Consider the following 16,732-nt stretch of genomic DNA (forward strand, 5'->3'; position numbering starts at 1 on the left):
GAACCATGACTGCCGCGAACGAACCATCACCTGGTCACTGGGCGCGGCACGGGAAAGCGCAGCGCGCTTTCCCGGTTCGTCTGTTTTCCTTATTTAGCGATCGACGCGCTCTTGAGGCGGCCGAAAGCGCCTTCGATCAGCGCCTTCTGCTGCTCGTAGTGCTTCGCGTAGTAACCCACTGCCGGCGAAGCCGAAGCCGGACGTCCGCTGTATGCCAGCTTCTGCCCTTCCTTCATGCCGTCCTTCAGGTGGTGCTCGATGTAGAACCACGGGCCTTGATTCTGCGGCTCGTCCTGCACCCACACCACTTCGGTCGCGTTGTCGTACTTCTTCATTTCCGCTTCGAACTGCTTGTGCGCGAACGGATAGAGCTGTTCGATACGGATGATCGCGACGTCGTTCGACTTCGATTCACGGCGATGCGCCAGCAGGTCGTAGTACACGCGGCCCGAGCAGGCCACCACGCGCTTGACCTTCTTCGGCTCGATCGCTTCGTCGATTTCGCCGAGGATCGGCTGGAACGCGCCCTTCGCCAGTTCGGACAGATCCGACACGGCTTCCTTGTGGCGCAGCAGCGACTTCGGCGTTGCGACGATCAGCGGCTTCCTGAACAGGCGGATCATCTGACGGCGCAACAGGTGGAAAATCTGCGCCGGCGTGGTCGGTTGAACGACCTGCATGTTGTGGTCTGCGCACAGTTGCAGGAAACGTTCGATACGTGCCGACGAGTGCTCCGGACCTTGGCCTTCGTAGCCGTGCGGCAGCAGCATCGTGAGACCCGACACGCGGCCCCACTTCACTTCGCCCGACGAGATGAACTGGTCGATCACGACTTGCGCGCCGTTCACGAAGTCGCCGAACTGCGCTTCCCACGCGACGAACGTATTCGGTTCTGCGGTCGAGTAACCGTATTCGAAGCCCAGCACGGCTTCTTCCGACAGCACCGAGTCGATCACCGTGAACTTCGCCTGACCTTCGGCGATGTTCTGCAGCGGCACATACGTGCCGTCGTTCCAGCGTTCGCGGTTCTGATCGTGCAGCACCGCGTGACGGTGCGTGAACGTGCCACGGCCCGAGTCCTGACCGGTCAGGCGCACGGCATAACCGGATGCGACCAGCGATGCGAATGCCAGGTGTTCGCCCATGCCCCAGTCGAGCTTCGCTTCACCACGGCCCATCGCGCGACGGTCGTTGATGACGCGCTCGACCAGCGGGTGAACCTTGAAGTTTTCCGGGATCGTGGTGACGCGCTCAGCGAGGCGCTTCAATTCAGCCAGCGGCACGGCCGTGTCGGCTGCGTCGGTCCACTTGCGGTTCAGGAACGGAACCCAATCCACCGCGTACTTGCTCTTGTAGTTCGAGAGCACCGGGTCGATCGTGTGATGGCCTTCGTCCATCGCCTTGCGGTAAGCCTTGACGAATTCGTCGCCTTCTTCAGCGGTGATCACGCCTTGTTGCACCAGCTTTTCAGCGTACAGCGCGCGTGTGCCCGGGTGCTTGGCGATCGTCTTGTACATCAGCGGCTGCGTGACAGCCGGCGTGTCCTGCTCGTTGTGACCCAGCTTGCGGAAGCAGACGATGTCGACGACGACGTCCTTATGGAACTGCATCCGGAAGTCGATCGCCAGCTGCGTAGCCAGCACGACCGCTTCAGGATCGTCACCGTTCACGTGCAGCACCGGCGCCTCGATCATCTTGACGACGTCCGAGCAGTACAACGTGGAGCGCGAGTCGCGCGGGTCCGACGTCGTGAAACCGATCTGGTTGTTGATGACGATGTGCAGCGTGCCGTGCGTGCCGTAACCGCGCGTTTGCGCGAGGTTCAGCGTTTCCATCACGACGCCCTGGCCGGCGAAAGCCGCGTCGCCGTGGATCTGCACCGGCAGCACTTGCAGGCCGCTGTCGTCGCCGCGACGGTCCATGCGCGCCTTCGCCGAACCTTCGACCACCGGGTTGACGATTTCGAGGTGCGACGGGTTGAACGCGAGCGACAGGTGAACCGGGCCGCCTTCGGTCGAAACGTCCGACGAGAAACCCTTGTGGTACTTCACGTCACCGGCCGGCAGGTCGTCGACGTGCTTGCCTTCGAATTCGGCAAACAGGTCAGCCGGCATCTTGCCGAGCGTATTGACCAGCACGTTCAGACGGCCGCGGTGGGCCATGCCGATGACGATTTCCTGCACGCCGTTGGCACCGCCGTGACGCACCACTTCGTCCATCGACGCGATGAAGCTCTCGCCGCCTTCGAGCGAGAAGCGTTTCTGGCCGACGTACTTGGTGTGCAGGAAGCGCTCGAGGCCTTCAGAGGCCGTCAGGCGATTCAGGATGTGCTTCTTTTTCTCATTGGAGAAGTTCGGCGTCGAACGGATCGACTCGAGCCGCTCTTTCCACCAGCGCTTCTGTTCCGGATCGCTGATATACATGTACTCGGCGCCGATCGTGCCGCAGTACGTGTCACGCAGCGCCTTGACGATCTCGCGGAGCGTTGCACGCTCGAACCCGAAATACAGATTCGTGGCGCTGAACTCCTGGTCCATGTCGGCTTCGGTGAAGTCGTAGAACGCGGGTTCAAGTTCGGGAATAGCGGGACGTTCGCGGCGCTTCAGGGGATCGAGATTGGCCCATTGCGAGCCGAGGAAGCGATATGCACCGATGAGGGACTGCACATAGACTTGCTTGCGGGAGGTAGCGAGATCTTCGCCGCCGGCCGCCGTGCGCGGGATGAAGGCATTCGCCTTGGCCCGTTGCGCAAACGATTCGACGATCGGGCCATGGGCCACGTCGTTGGCATTGCTGCCATCCGATGCAGGGACGTTCTGCAACGCGTCGAAATAACTGCGCCAGTTCTCGGGCACTGACGCCGGATTGTCGAGATACGCTTCGTACATTTCTTCCACGTACGGAGCATTGCCGCCGAACAGATAAGAGTTCGACTGGAATTGCTTCATCATTTTTACGCTCACCTTTCTTCGAGTTTCTCGAGAAATAGCGGGTTACAGAACCTTCCGCGACACGGCCTGACCGTTTAGCGGATTGCGGGAATCAAGTCTTGCTTGGAAGGACCTAAAACTGGCAATGCATCCGCTAGCATAGCACAGATCATTACGTCGACGCGCCGATGGGCCGTAGCCGGAAAGCTTGTCTGGCGGGCCTCCGGGTCTGTTTTAAGCGTCTGAAACAATACATATCGCCGCGCAATGATCGTGATCGGGGATCACGCCAAACAGCAGAAATCCGAAGCCAGTAATGAAGCCTGCGCTCCCTCTTGCGTTCCGATCGGCAACGCTGCATCCCCGTAGTATCCAAACAGCACCTCGCCCACGCAATTTTCCACACACTCGACGCACGCAATCCGGTTTCGGCGGTAGCGCCCAAAAAGCGCGAAGCGCCGGGGCCGTTGCGTATCGGTACGCTGTTCGTTCTATGACTCCTACAGGAACCGCAAATGGAACTAAGTGCTCAGTACGCTGGCGCATCATCTATGCAAACCACGCCGCCAGGGACATCCATCGACTCCTTGCTGCCCGCGGATGGGCCGCAAGCCAAGCCACGGATTTTCCCCGACAATTTCACGGGCCGATCCGCGATCACGTCATTCGACCAGTCGGTCATCCCGCCTCGCAACACGACCGAGGGTCCCAAGCTCAACGCTGGCGAGCGCTATGCAAGCACCGCTCAGCCTCAAAGCCGGGAAAAGCGCGGCGCGGCGCTGGGCGCATGCGCGAAATCGGAATTTCGCGAATGCCGGGGCGGCGATGCGCTTAAAGACGGCTCATCGTCATACGTGAGATTCGATCAATTCGAGCGCAAAAAGACTCGCGGGGAGGATGGACGGGGAACCTGCAACGGCGTCGTTCGCGAAGCAATGCGTCGCATTGACCGCATTATCGAGGGGACGAGGACAGATTTACCATCGGCCGTCACCTATATGTCGAGCGATATGGGCAGCGGCAGCGCAGAAGCCGACCGAACCGGCATTTACGGCAGAATCCAGGCATTTCAGGACAACCCGAGCAGCCTCGGACTACTGAATTACCGCGATGCCGCAGGCATGCATTGGAATCCACACGGCGGATCGACGCGCGAGGATCGCATAAACAGCCTTATGCGTAGCGTAGGCACCTCGCCCGGCATGCCGCCGGGTGGCCTCGCATACATAGGTGTACGCGTGCAACGTGCTGATGAGGCTCCGAAGCCTAGCGGTCATGTGCTGCTAGTACAGCGCCTTCCCTCGAACGCGCATGGCGACGCATCGTCCTCTTCGGGTCGATATGCCATCTTCGACCCGAACAACGGTGTATTTACCTATGAGGATTGGCAGCATACGGAGGCCGCCCTGCGGGGCTATCTGGATTCAGCCTATAACGAGGATGGCTATACTGCCGTACCGGACACGGTCGAACTCTATGTTCCCGGCTCGGGAAACAGGAATCAACCGTTTAGACCGAACCCATACCCCGCCCCCGCCGAAACTCAGCTCGAGCCACCGGAATTGGCGCATCACACTTATCTGGGACACGATGAACTGTAATCGCGTCACGGCAAAATCGGGCCGATGAGCGGCGACGCAATCCAGTCCGGATATCGAACCAAACAAAGAAGCCGTTCCGGGCATGCCCGGAACGGCTTTTTCATCACATATGCAGCGCTGTTGCCACGAACCGCGTTCGCGACAACTCACACACCTTAGCTCAGTCCACTGCGCCCTTACGGCTCGCGCTGCGGCGCTCGTGTTCCTTCAGGTAGCGCTTGCGCAGACGAATGGATTGCGGCGTGACTTCAACCAGTTCGTCGTCGTCGATAAATTCGACCGCGTATTCCAGCGACATCTGAATCGGCGGCACGAGGCGCACTGCTTCGTCCGTACCCGACGAACGCACGTTGGTCAGTTGCTTACCCTTGATCGGGTTCACGACCAGGTCGTTGTCACGGCTGTGAATGCCAATGATCATGCCTTCGTACAGCGGCTCACCCGGCGACACGAACATACGGCCGCGATCCTGCAGCTTCCACAGTGCGTACGCGACTGCCGCGCCGTCGTCCTGCGAAATCAGCACGCCGTTGCGACGCTCACCCACCGCGCCTTCCCTAACCGGCTGGTAAGAGTCGAACGTGTGGCTCATCAGGCCCGTGCCGCGCGTGAGCGTCAGGAATTCCGACTGGAAGCCGATCAGACCACGTGCCGAAATACGGTATTCGAGACGCGTACGGCCACGGCCGTCCGACGCCATGTCGAGCATTTCGCCCTTGCGGCGGCCCAACTCCTCCATCACGCCGCCCTGGTGGCCGTCTTCCATGTCGACCGTCAGGTTTTCGTACGGCTCGTGCTTCACGCCGTCGACTTCCGTCATCACCACGCGCGGACGCGACACGGCCAGCTCGTAGCCTTCACGGCGCATGTTTTCCACCAGAATGGTCAGGTGCAGTTCACCGCGGCCCGCCACTTCGAACGTGGTTTCGTCGCCGGTTTCCTTCACGCGCAATGCCACGTTGTGGTTCAGTTCCTTCATCAGGCGGTCACGAATCTGACGGCTCGTGACGAACTTGCCTTCACGGCCGGCCAGCGGCGACGAGTTGACGAGGAAGTTCATCGTCAGCGTGGGTTCGTCGACGGTGATCATCGGCAGCGCTTCCGGCTGTTCCGGTGCGCAGATGGTCACGCCGATACCGATTTCTTCGATACCGTTGATCAGCACGATGTCGCCGGCTTCAGCCGAGTCGACCTGGACGCGCTCCAGCCCCTTGAACGACAAGACCTGGTTGATCTTGCGGTTCAGGATCGCGCCATCGGGGCCCGAGCGCACGGCGACCGACATACCCGGCTTGATCGTGCCACGCGTAATGCGGCCGACGCCGATACGGCCGACGTATGACGAATAATCCAGCGACGTGATCTGCAGTTGCAGCGGCGCCGACGGATCAGCCGGGCGAACCGGCACGTGTTCCAGCACGGCCTCGAACAGCGGGCGCATGTCGCCTTCGCGCACGTCCGGCGTCAGGCCGGCGTAACCGTTCAGGCCCGAGGCGTAGACGATCGGGAAGTCGAGTTGTTCGTCCGTTGCGCCCAGCTTGTCGAACAGGTCGAACGTCTGGTTGATCACCCAGTCGATCCGCGCGCCCGGGCGGTCCACCTTGTTGATCACGACGATCGGCTTCAGACCGAGCGCCAGCGCCTTCTTGGTCACGAAGCGCGTTTGCGGCATCGGGCCTTCAACGGCGTCGACCAGCAGCAGCACCGAGTCGACCATGGACAGCACGCGCTCCACTTCACCGCCGAAGTCGGCGTGGCCCGGGGTGTCGACGATGTTGATGTGGGTGCCTTCGTACTCGACCGCGCAGTTCTTCGAAAGAATCGTGATACCACGTTCCTTTTCGATGTCGTTCGAGTCCATCACGCGTTCGACAACCGCCTGGTTGTCGCGGAAGGTGGCGGTCTGGCGGAGGAGCTGGTCGACGAGCGTGGTCTTGCCGTGGTCGACGTGGGCAATGATGGCGATGTTGCGTAGGGCGCGAGTCATAGGAACCTGGAGACAGTTGAGTGCGCCAGCAGCAGCATTGTGTACGAGCCAACAAAGCCCAAAGCGCACTTTTGGGAACCCAATATTGTAGCACGCCCAAATGAAGCTTTCTGGTATTCCCTGATAGACCCACCGTCTTCCCTGCCACGACGCGTAGGAAACAAGCTCGCCGCACATCAGCAATAACCTACGCAAAATCGCTCGGATTGTGCCTTGAGCAGGAAAAGTTCCTTGCCTAAGCTGTAATAACGCTTGCCGTGTCAATCAACCGTTGCCTATAATCCTGCCTAGTCAACCATTGCTTTCGCACGAGAATCATGACGGAGCCGTCCCCTACCCCCGACCCAGCCATCAGCCAGTACCAGCTGGGCGAAAGCGTCGGCTATCTGATTTCGCGGGTGAAATCGACCCTGTCCAACCTCGTTACCCAGCGCAGCATGGCCGAACTGGGCATCACCAGCCAGCAAGGCAGCATCCTGTTCATGGTGGCGAGCGGCAAGTGTCTGCTAGCGGCCGAACTGGCGCGGGAATACGGCATCGACGCAAGCGCCGTCACGCGTCTGGTTGACCGGCTGGAGAAACGCGGCCTGTTGACAAGGGTGCGTAGCAATGAAGACCGGCGGGTCGTACGGCTCGCGCTGACACCGGAAGGTCATGCGATCGCGGCCAGGATGCCGGCTATTTTCAACGGCGTGCTGGACAACCTGCTGGGGGGTTTTACCCCTGAAGAAGTGGGTTTTCTCAAGAGCATGTTGCGCCGCGTACTCGTCAATTCCGGCGAACAAACGGGGTTAACCCGTGATGCAGCAAGCAATTTTGACGGCAAACCGTAATAAGTTGCTTGCAGCGTCCATCATTATCTTCTACTCAAAGAGTCGAGCGATGAAATCCCTTTCCCTGTCCGCGCCCGCGCTTTCGAGCCGGGCCGCTGTCGCCGCTGCCGTGATGGCGCTCGCCCTCACGGGGTGCGCGAACTACTTCGGCATGAAGAGCGACAAGCAGATCTCGTCGCCGGCTCAGTATGAGTCCACCCAAAGTCTGTCCGGCCAGGGCGGCCAATGGCCGTCGCTCGACTGGGCCAACCAGTTCGGCGACCCGCAGCTGCCTAAGCTGATTGCCGAGGCGCTGGAAGGCAGTCCGTCGATCGCACAGGCACAGGCGCGCCTCGCCAAAGCGTCGTCCTACATCGAAAGCTCGCGCTCGGCGCTGTATCCAAAGGTCAACGGCAGCTACTCATGGAACCGCGAGATCTTCTCGTCCAACTCGATTTACCCACCCCCATTCGGCGGTACCTGGTATAGCGAAAACAATGTGCTCGCGAGCGCGTCGTGGGATCTGGATCTGTGGGGCAAGAACCGCCAGCGCCTGGGCCAGGCGGTGTCGCAGGAGAAAGCCGCTGAAGCCGATGTGCAGCAGGCGCGCGTGACGCTCGCCGCCTCCGTGGCGAGCACCTATAACCAGCTCGCCCAGTTGTACGCATTCCGCGATATCGCCGCGCGCGAAATCGCCAACCGCCAGGACATCGGCCGCATCACCAACGGCCGCGTGACTGCCGGCCTCGACACCAACGTCGAACGGCAAACCGCGAACGGCAACATCGCGACCAGCCAGTCGAACCTGACCGATCTCGACGGCCAGATCACCGTGGTGCGCTATCAGCTGGGCGCGCTGCTCGGCAAGGGTCCGGATCGTGGCCTGCAGATCGCCACGCCGGTTCTGACCACCGGCAATACGGTAGCGCTGCCGAACAACCTGCCGGCCGACCTCGTGGCGCGCCGCGCGGACATCGTTGCCGCACGCTGGCAGGTCGAAGCCGCGATGCACGACGTCAAGGAAGCGAAGGCCGAATTCTTCCCGGACATCAACCTCGCCGCCGGTTTCGGTTTCGACGCGTTCGGCTGGGGCCGTTTCCTGACGTCGGCTAGCCGTCAGATCCAGTTCGGGCCGGCGATTCACCTGCCGATCTTCGACGCCGGCGCGCTGCGCTCGCAGTTGAAGGGCCGCTTCGCAGACTTCGACCTCGATGTGGCGAACTACAACCAGATGCTGATCAACGCCCTCTCGGATGTCGCGACGCAAGTGTCGTCGATCAAATCGATCGACCAGCAATCGGGCGACGCCCAGCGCGCGCTCGACGCGTCGACCAAGGCCTATCAGCTGGCGGTGATCCGCTACAAGGCCGGCTTGTCGCCGCAATTGCAGGTGCTGACCGCCGACCAGAACCGCCTTGCCGCCGAACAGACGGTAACGAGCCTGAAGATGCGCCGCCGCGATATGCAGATCGGCCTCATCAAGGCGCTCGGTGGCGGATTCGACGCAACGCAGACCGGCCTCGTGGTGCCGACCGATGCCCCGGCATCGGCCACCGCCGCGACCGCCGCTGCAAACTGAAGCCACATCGACGCGAGCACACTCGCACGAAGATCCGAATAAACGACGACGCTTGAGAGAACCCGGAGCACATCAATGAGCACCACCCAGCAGCCCGCGGCTAATACACAGGCAGCACAGCCGGCCCCGCAGCCGACGCAACCGGCACAACCGCCGGCCAACAACGGCAAACGCAAGCTTATGATGACACTGCTCGTCATCGTGATCCTGATCGCCGCCGTCGCCTACGGCCTTTACTACTTCCTCGACGCACGCTTCCATGAAGACACCGACGACGCGTACGTGAACGGCAACGTCGTCCAGATCACGCCGCAAGTCACCGGCACGGTGATCGCCGTGAACGCGGACGACACGCAGACCGTGAAGGCCGGCGACCCGCTCGTCGTGCTCGATCCGGCCGACGCGCGCGTCGCGCTCGAACAAGCCGAAGCGAATCTCGCGCAGACGGTGCGCCAGGTGCGCGGCCTGTTCGCCGACGACAACCAGTATCAGGCGCAAGTCGCCCAGCGTCAGTCCGATCTGTCGCGCGCTCAGGACGATCTGAAGCGCCGCCTGACGGTGGCGCAAACCGGCGCCGTGTCGCTGGAAGAAATCTCGCACGCCCGCGATGCCGTGAAAAGCGCGCAGGCCTCCGTCGACGCCGCCCAGCAACAACTGGCGTCGAACCGCGCGCTGACCGCCAACACCACGATCGCGAATCACCCGAACGTGCAGGCCGCCGCTGCGAAGGTCCGCGACGCGTACCTGAACAACGCGCGTAACAACCTGCCGGCGCCGGTCACGGGCTACGTCGCGAAGCGCTCGGTGCAGGTCGGCCAGCGCGTCTCGCCGGGTAACCCGCTGATGGCGATCGTGCCGCTGGGCGGCGTCTGGGTCGATGCGAACTTCAAGGAAGTGCAGCTGAAACACATGCGCATCGGCCAGCCGGTCGAGTTGACGGCCGACGTGTACGGCTCGTCGGTGGTGTACCACGGCAAGGTGGTCGGCTTCTCGGCGGGTACGGGTTCGGCGTTCTCGCTGCTGCCCGCGCAAAACGCAACCGGCAACTGGATCAAGGTGGTGCAACGTCTGCCGGTACGGATCGCGCTCGACCCGAAGGAACTTGAACAGCATCCGCTGCGCATCGGCCTGTCGATGCAAGCCGACGTCACCATCAAGGATGACAACGGCGGCCAGCTCGGCCAGGCGTCGAACACGGTCTATCAGACCAACGTGTTCGATAAGTACGGCGACGAAGCCGACGCCGAAATCGCTCGCATCATTGCGGAAAACGCGGGCCCGAACGGCGGCTCGCAAAAATCGGCGCAAAGCGGCGGCGCCGCGAAGCCGGCTGCAAAGCAGATGTAAGCGGCGTGACGATTCACAGAAGGTTTTTTTAATGTCTCAGGTTCAGGCGCAAGTCCCTCATCCGCCGCTCGAGGGCGCGCAACTGGTGATCGGCACCATCGCGGTGTCGCTCGCGGTGTTCATGAACGTGCTCGACACGTCGATTGCAAACGTGTCGATCCCGTCCATTTCGGGCGACCTCGGTGTGTCGTCCGACCAGGGCACGTGGGTGATCACATCGTTCGCGGTCGCGAACGCGATCTCCGTGCCGCTGACCGGCTGGCTCACCGAGCGTATCGGCCAGGTGCGCCTGTTCATGGCATCGATCATCCTGTTCGTGATCTCGTCGTGGATGTGCGGCCTCGCGCCCACCCTGCCGTTCCTGCTTGCCTCGCGCGTGCTGCAAGGCGCCGTGGCCGGCCCGATGATTCCGCTTTCGCAAACCCTGCTGCTCGCGAGTTATCCACGCGCAAAGGCGCCGATGGCTTTGTCGATGTGGGCGATGACCACGCTGATCGCACCGGTGGCGGGCCCGATTCTCGGCGGCTGGATCTCGGACAACATCTCGTGGCCGTGGATTTTCTACGTCAACATTCCGGTCGGTGCGATCGCCGCCGTGGCAACATGGACAATCTTCCGCAACCGCGATTCGGTCATCAAGAAGGCACCGATCGACGGCGTCGGGCTCGGCCTGCTGATCCTCTGGGTCGGCTCGTTGCAGGTGATGCTGGACAAAGGTAAGGATCTCGACTGGTTTTCGTCGACGACGATTGTCGTGCTGGCGCTGGTCGCGGTGATTTCGCTCGCGTTTTTTATCGTGTGGGAATTGACGGCTGAGCATCCGGTGGTCGATCTGTCGCTCTTCAGCCGCCGCAATTTCACTGGCGGCACGATCGCGCTTTCGATCGGCTACGGTCTCTACTTCGGCAATCTGGTGCTGCTACCGCTGTGGCTGCAAACCGATATCGGTTACACCGCGACGGAAGCGGGGCTGGTAATGGCGCCTGTGGGCCTGTTTGCGGTCCTGCTGTCGCCGATCACCGGCAAGGTTTTACCGCGCACCGATCCACGCTATATCGCGACCTTATCGTTCCTCATATTCGCGCTGTGTTTCTGGATGCGCTCGCGCTATACGACCGGCGTCGATACTTATTCGCTGCTGCTGCCGACGCTGATTCAAGGCATCGGCATGGCCGGGTTCTTTATTCCGCTGGTGTCGATCACGCTGTCGGGTTTGCCGGGTAACCGGATTCCGGCGGCGTCGGGTCTGTCGAATTTCGTGCGGATCATGTGTGGCGGTATCGGTACGTCGATCTTCCAGACGGCGTGGGATCACCGCACCATCATGCATCACGCGCAATTGGCCGTGCAGGCGAATGCGTACAATCCGGTGTTCGATCAGTCGATCCGGCAGATGGGCGCAGCGGGCTTCAGTCAGCCGCAAGCTTATGGCCTCTTCAACACGATGGCCACGCAGCAGGCCGCGCAGTTGGGTGTGAACGATCTGTTCTTTGTCTCGGCCGGGATCTTCGTCGCGCTGATTGCGCTGATCTGGATTACCAGGCCGGAACGTGCCGGCGGTGATGCGGGCGCGGCGGCCGCGGCGGCGCATTGAGATTTCGCACTTTAGTTCGGGACGCTTAGTCCGCGACGCGGGCTAGACGTTGGATGTGAAAAAGGCGGAGCCGCTGTTGAGCGGTCCCGCCTTTTTTGTTGTTGCCGACGATGATTCGGCTTCGCTTACTTCGGTGACGGCGTCGATGCCCATCCGGCTTGATGCCACGGCGATACTAATGACCTCGTAGCGGCCACGATACCGATTTTTGGCCCAGCTCGCTGCCGTGACGGCGCTGAATTTGCACGCTAGTTCGTGGCTGTAACCACGATTCGTTCCGGCGCCAATACACCCTCACCTTGCTTCGCGACGCCAAGCAGACGCCCGTCCGCTGCATACACGCGCACGCGCGGCGCATTCACCGCGTCACCGGCGATGGTCAACTCGGAGAGCTTCAGACGTTGTCCGTGCAGAAAGCGGCGCGTCGCGTCTTCATCCAGCTTGACGAGCGGGAACGTGGACAGCAATGCGTCGACCGGCTGCAGCCACGTATCGCGCTCGCTTTCCGTCGCGTCGGACAACGCATCGAGCGTCACCGAATTCGCAAGCGTCAGCGCGCCGACACCGGTACGCCGCAGCGCGACCAGATGTGCGCCACACCCGAGCGCTTCCCCAATATCTTCGGCGAGCGTGCGCACATAGGTGCCCTTGCTGCATGTCACGCGAAACGTCACGTCGGGCAATGCACAGGCCAACATGTCGAGCGCGTGAATCGTCACCTGACGCCCTTCGCGCTCGACGGTCTGGCCAGCGCGCGCGTATTCGTACAGCGGCTTGCCGTCGCGCTTGAGCGCCGAATACATCGGCGGGACCTGAACGATGTCGCCGAGAAATTTCTGCATGGCCGCCTGAACCGCCGCCTGATCGCACGTCACGTCGCGCGTGTCGATCGCTTCGCCTTCGGCGTCGCCGGTGGTCGTGCGGATGCCGAGGCGCATGGTCGCCTCATAGGTCTTGTCGGCTTCGAGCAGATCTTGCGAAAACTTGGTGGCTTCGCCGAAACACAGCGGCAAAAGACCCGTGGCGAGGGGATCGAGCGTGCCGGTGTGGCCCGCCTTTTTCGCCAGATAGAGACGCTTCGCGCGAATCAGCGCGTCGTTGCTCGACAGGCCGAGCGGCTTGTCGAGCAGCAGCACGCCATCGAGCGCGCGACGCGGCACGCGGGGGCGTTGAGGTGCGGTCATGTCAGAAAGACAGAGTCTTCGAAGGGTACGGAAACAGCGCTAAACGAGTGGCAACTGAACAATTGCGACTGAGACATTGCGGCGAGGAACACGGATAGCGGCGCGCTCAGTCTTCTTTCGCGCGATTGGCGTTCGCCTCGTCGATCAGACGGGACATTTCAACGGCCCGTTCGATCGTTTGGTCGTAGTGGAAATGCAGCGTCGGCACGGTATGGATGTGCAGTCGCTTGAACAGCTGGTTGTGCAGATGGCCGGCCGCGTGCTGGAGCGCTTCGAGTGTCTGTTGCGGGTCGCCGGTCAGCGTCGTGAAGTAAACCTTCGCGTGCGCGTAGTCGGGCGTCAGCTCGACGCTTTGAATCGTGACGAGGCCGATGCGCGGATCCTTGACCTCGCGCAGCAGCTCGGACAGGTCGCGCTGGATCTGATCGGCGATCTGCACGTTGCGATTGGGAGAAGAACGTTTTTTAGGCATGGTGATTGTGTGATCCGTTCAAACGGATGCAAAAAGTTGTTCGCGCGACAGCTGCGGCGGTCGCTATGTGAGCGGCATGCAAGCGGCCCGATAGCAACGCTAAACCGCCGCGCGGGCGCGCTATGCGCGACAAACGCGCCGGCCCAAAAACAACGGGCGGAGCGGGCGTTAAAGCCCGCTCCGCCCGTTTTAGCCGTGCCGCGTGAATTACAGCGTACGCGCGACTTCGGTCACCTCGAAGACTTCGAACTGATCGCCTTCGACGATATCGTTGAAGTTCTTGATCGACATACCGCACTCGAAGCCCTGACGGACTTCCTTGACGTCGTCCTTGAAGCGCTTGAGCGAATCGAGCTCGCCCGTGAAGATGACGACGTTGTTGCGCAACACGCGCACCGACGACGAGCGCTTGACGAAACCGTCCGTGACCATACAGCCGGCCACCGCGCCGATCTTCGGCACCTTGAAGACCTGACGCACTTCGACCGTACCCGTCACGACTTCGCGCTTCTCCGGTGCCAGCATGCCCGACATCGCGGCCTTCACTTCATCCACTGCGTCATAGATGATGTTGTAGTAGCGAATATCGACACCGTTGCTTTCCGCCAGCTTGCGCGCCTGTGCATCCGCACGGGTGTTGAAGCCGATGATGACCGCCTTCGAAGCCGTCGCCAGGTTGACGTCCGACTCGCTGATACCACCCACTGCGCCGTGCACGATCTGCACGCGAACTTCGTCGGTCGACAGCTTGAGCAGCGACTGCACCAAAGCTTCCTGCGAACCTTGCACGTCGGCCTTGACGATGAGCGGCATGTACGCGACTTCGCCTTCGCCCATCTGTTCCAGCATGTTCTCGAGCTTCGCGGCCTGTTGCTTGGCCAGCTTGACGTCGCGGAACTTGCCTTGACGGAACAGCGCAACTTCACGCGCCTTGCGGTCGTCCGGCATGACGATGACTTCTTCGCCTGCTTGCGGCACTTCCGACAGACCTTGAATCTCAACCGGGATCGACGGGCCTGCCGACTTGGTCGGCTTGCCGGTTTCGTCGAGCATGGCTCGCACACGACCGTAAGCGCTACCAGCCAGCACCACGTCGCCGCGGTTAAGCGTACCCGACTGGACCAGGATCGTTGCAACCGGACCCTTACCCTTATCGAGCTTCGCTTCAATAACGAGACCCTTGGCCGGCGCTTCGACCGGTGCCTTCAGTTCCAGCACTTCGGCTTGCAGCAGCACGTTTTCCAGCAGTTCGTCGATACCCGCGCCGGTTTTCGCCGACACCGACACGAACGGCGAATCGCCACCGTATTCTTCCGGCACGACGCCTTCCGCGACGAGTTCCTGCTTCACGCGGTCCGGATTCGCATCCGGCTTGTCGATCTTGTTGATCGCGACGACGAGCGGCACGCCACCTGCCTTCGCGTGGGCAATCGCTTCCTTCGTTTGCGGCATCACGCCGTCGTCGGCTGCGACCACCAGAATCACGATGTCGGTTGCCTTCGCACCACGAGCACGCATGGCCGTAAATGCTTCGTGGCCCGGCGTATCGAGGAACGTGATGACCCCGCGCGGCGTTTCGACGTGATAGGCGCCGATGTGCTGCGTGATCCCGCCCGCTTCACCCGCTGCCACCTTGGCGCGGCGAATGTAGTCGAGCAGCGACGTCTTGCCGTGGTCGACGTGACCCATGACCGTGACGACCGGCGGACGCGGCAGCGCTTCTGCGTCCGTGATTTCGCCTTCGACCAGCATGGCTTCCGGATCGTCCAGCTTGGCCGCAACCGCGTGGTGGCCCAGTTCCTCGACGATGATCATCGCCGTTTCCTGGTCCAGCATCTGGTTGATCGTGACCATCTGGCCGAGCTTCATCATCGACTTGATGACTTCCGAGGCCTTCACCGCCATCTTGTGCGCCAGATCGGCGACCGTGATGGTTTCCGGCACGTGCACTTCGCGCACGATCGGTTCGGTCGGTGCCTGGAACGTGGTGTTCTGATCCTGATGCTTGCCGCGCCCCTTCGGGCCGCCGCGCCAGCCGCGATCCACACCGCCGCTCGTATCGCCACGCGTCTTGATACCGCGGCGCTTCGCTGCGTCGTCCTGCCAGCCGCCCTTGCCACCGCCCGGCTTCTTCTTGTCGCCGGCGGACGGCGTGGTTGTTGCAGCCGGTGCCGCGGCGGCCGGCTTCTTGGCTGCCGGACGTGCCGGTGCTTCACCCGCCGGACGCGCCGGCTTGTGCAGCGTGCCCTTGGCTTCCGCGGCCTTGACCGGCGGCTCAGCGGGCTTCGGTGCCGGCTCCGGCGCCTTGACCTGCGCCTTGCGCGGCGTGTTCATCATTTCGCGAATCGCACGCGCTTCGGCTTCTGCCGCCGCACGGCGCTTGCTGATTTCTTCCTGCTCGGCACGCGTTTTCTCGGCGGCCTGACGCGCTGCGTCTTCCGCTTTCTTCGCCGCTTCGCGTTGTGCCGCACGTTCTGCCGCAGCGCGCGCGTCGTCCTGTTCGCTTTCCTTGGCAACCGCAGGCTCCGCCGCCTTGGCCGCCACCGGTTCAGCCTTCGCTGCCGGCTGGGCAGCCTGCGCCGGCTTCGCAGCCTGAGCCTGCTCGCGAGCAGCCGCTTCAGCCGCCGCCCGCTTCTTCGCCGCTTCTTCTTCCGCACGACGGCGCTCGGCTTCAGCAGCCTGCTCGCGCGCCTGACGCTCGGCTTCTTCGCGTTCGAGCTGCTCCTGACGCGCCTTCAACTCCTGAGCCTGCTTTTCGAGCAGCTCGGCTTCGTGACGAGCTTCCTCTTCACGACGCTGGAGTTCGAGATCGTCGACGTCGGCCTCGGCCACATGATTCGATGCATCGCCGCCTTCAGCGGCGGATTCGTCGCGGCGGACGAAAGTGCGCTTCTTGCGCACCTCGACCTGAATGGTGCGAGCTTTGCCCGTCGCGTCGGATTGCTTGATCTCCGACGTGTGCCGTTTTGTCAGCGTGATCTTGCGCTTGTCCGCATCAGTCGAGCCGTGAGACTTGCGCAAGTGGTCGAGCAGACGCGCCTTGTCCGTTTCGGACAAGCTGTCGTCTTCGCTCGCTTTAGTGACGCCTGCTGCCTGAAGCTGCTCAAGGAGCACGCCTGCAGGCATTTTCAGTTCCGCGGCAAATTGGGCTACGTTGTTACTCGCCATTCATTCCTCTTAATGCAAGGACCGATTCCTTGCGGTTAGCATCTTGTCATGCGGCCTA

At 61.9% G+C, this 16,732-nt stretch carries 10 protein-coding genes; 5 read left to right on the forward strand and 5 right to left on the reverse strand.

Annotated features, from left to right (window positions below):
• Positions 1–89 precede the first annotated feature (89 nt).
• Positions 90–2,951, reverse strand: a complete 2,862-nt coding sequence (locus P0D84_RS12440; RefSeq protein WP_408336743.1) for a 2-oxoglutarate dehydrogenase E1 component — start codon at positions 2,949–2,951, stop codon at positions 90–92.
• A 914-nt stretch (positions 2,952–3,865) separates the two neighbouring features.
• Here P0D84_RS12440 and P0D84_RS12445 point away from each other — a divergent pair.
• Positions 3,866–4,531 (forward strand): hypothetical protein, encoded by a 666-nt coding sequence (locus P0D84_RS12445; RefSeq protein ID WP_408336745.1) that lies wholly within the window; start codon positions 3,866–3,868, stop codon positions 4,529–4,531.
• Between the two features lie 160 nt (positions 4,532–4,691).
• Here the strand turns inward: P0D84_RS12445 and typA are convergent, their stop codons facing one another.
• A complete protein-coding gene (gene typA, locus P0D84_RS12450; protein ID WP_408238271.1) occupies positions 4,692–6,518 on the reverse strand; it encodes a translational GTPase TypA in 1,827 nt (608 codons plus the stop codon).
• Between the two features lie 317 nt (positions 6,519–6,835).
• Between typA and P0D84_RS12455 the strand changes: the two genes are divergently transcribed.
• The 4 genes from P0D84_RS12455 (at position 6,836) to P0D84_RS12470 (ending at position 11,850) form a co-directional block, all read left to right on the forward strand.
• A complete protein-coding gene (locus tag P0D84_RS12455) occupies positions 6,836–7,351 on the forward strand; it encodes a MarR family winged helix-turn-helix transcriptional regulator (protein ID WP_408336747.1) in 516 nt (171 codons plus the stop codon).
• Positions 7,352–7,400: 49 nt separating this feature from the next.
• Positions 7,401–8,909, forward strand: coding sequence for an efflux transporter outer membrane subunit (locus tag P0D84_RS12460; RefSeq protein WP_408336749.1), 1,509 nt, complete (start codon positions 7,401–7,403; stop codon positions 8,907–8,909).
• Between the two features lie 75 nt (positions 8,910–8,984).
• Positions 8,985–10,256: an EmrA/EmrK family multidrug efflux transporter periplasmic adaptor subunit gene (locus P0D84_RS12465; RefSeq protein ID WP_408336751.1), complete on the forward strand. Its 1,272-nt coding sequence runs from the start codon at positions 8,985–8,987 to the stop codon at positions 10,254–10,256.
• Between the two features lie 31 nt (positions 10,257–10,287).
• The gene (locus P0D84_RS12470; protein ID WP_408336753.1) at positions 10,288–11,850 is read left to right on the forward strand and encodes a DHA2 family efflux MFS transporter permease subunit; all 1,563 of its coding nucleotides are present in this window, start codon (positions 10,288–10,290) and stop codon (positions 11,848–11,850) included.
• A gap of 248 nt (positions 11,851–12,098) precedes the next feature.
• Here the strand turns inward: P0D84_RS12470 and truB are convergent, their stop codons facing one another.
• The 3 genes from truB to infB all read right to left on the reverse strand — a co-directional run bounded on the left by truB (position 12,099) and on the right by infB (position 16,674).
• Positions 12,099–13,034, reverse strand: coding sequence for a tRNA pseudouridine(55) synthase TruB (gene truB, locus P0D84_RS12475; RefSeq protein ID WP_408336755.1), 936 nt, complete (start codon positions 13,032–13,034; stop codon positions 12,099–12,101).
• A 106-nt stretch (positions 13,035–13,140) separates the two neighbouring features.
• Entirely contained in the window at positions 13,141–13,506 is a 366-nt protein-coding gene (rbfA, locus tag P0D84_RS12480) for a 30S ribosome-binding factor RbfA (protein WP_028199735.1), read from the reverse strand.
• 207 nt (positions 13,507–13,713) lie between these two features.
• Positions 13,714–16,674, reverse strand: coding sequence for a translation initiation factor IF-2 (infB, locus tag P0D84_RS12485; protein WP_408336758.1), 2,961 nt, complete (start codon positions 16,672–16,674; stop codon positions 13,714–13,716).
• Positions 16,675–16,732 lie beyond the last annotated feature (58 nt).

The sequence above is a fragment of the Paraburkholderia sp. RL17-337-BIB-A genome, from assembly GCF_046025895.1.
In the GTDB taxonomy this organism is placed as follows: domain Bacteria; phylum Pseudomonadota; class Gammaproteobacteria; order Burkholderiales; family Burkholderiaceae; genus Paraburkholderia; species Paraburkholderia fungorum_C.

Coding starts and splice junctions, on each gene's coding strand:
- P0D84_RS12465 (WP_408336751.1), top strand. CDS start 8,985: ATGAGCACCACCCAGCAGCCCGCGGCTAATACACAGGCAGCACAGCCG.
- P0D84_RS12445 (WP_408336745.1), top strand. CDS start 3,866: ATGCGTCGCATTGACCGCATTATCGAGGGGACGAGGACAGATTTACCA.
- P0D84_RS12460 (WP_408336749.1), top strand. CDS start 7,401: ATGAAATCCCTTTCCCTGTCCGCGCCCGCGCTTTCGAGCCGGGCCGCT.
- P0D84_RS12470 (WP_408336753.1), top strand. CDS start 10,288: ATGTCTCAGGTTCAGGCGCAAGTCCCTCATCCGCCGCTCGAGGGCGCG.
- rbfA (WP_028199735.1), bottom strand. CDS start 13,506: ATGCCTAAAAAACGTTCTTCTCCCAATCGCAACGTGCAGATCGCCGAT.
- P0D84_RS12455 (WP_408336747.1), top strand. CDS start 6,836: ATGACGGAGCCGTCCCCTACCCCCGACCCAGCCATCAGCCAGTACCAG.
- infB (WP_408336758.1), bottom strand. CDS start 16,674: ATGGCGAGTAACAACGTAGCCCAATTTGCCGCGGAACTGAAAATGCCT.
- typA (WP_408238271.1), bottom strand. CDS start 6,518: ATGACTCGCGCCCTACGCAACATCGCCATCATTGCCCACGTCGACCAC.
- truB (WP_408336755.1), bottom strand. CDS start 13,034: ATGACCGCACCTCAACGCCCCCGCGTGCCGCGTCGCGCGCTCGATGGC.
- P0D84_RS12440 (WP_408336743.1), bottom strand. CDS start 2,951: ATGATGAAGCAATTCCAGTCGAACTCTTATCTGTTCGGCGGCAATGCT.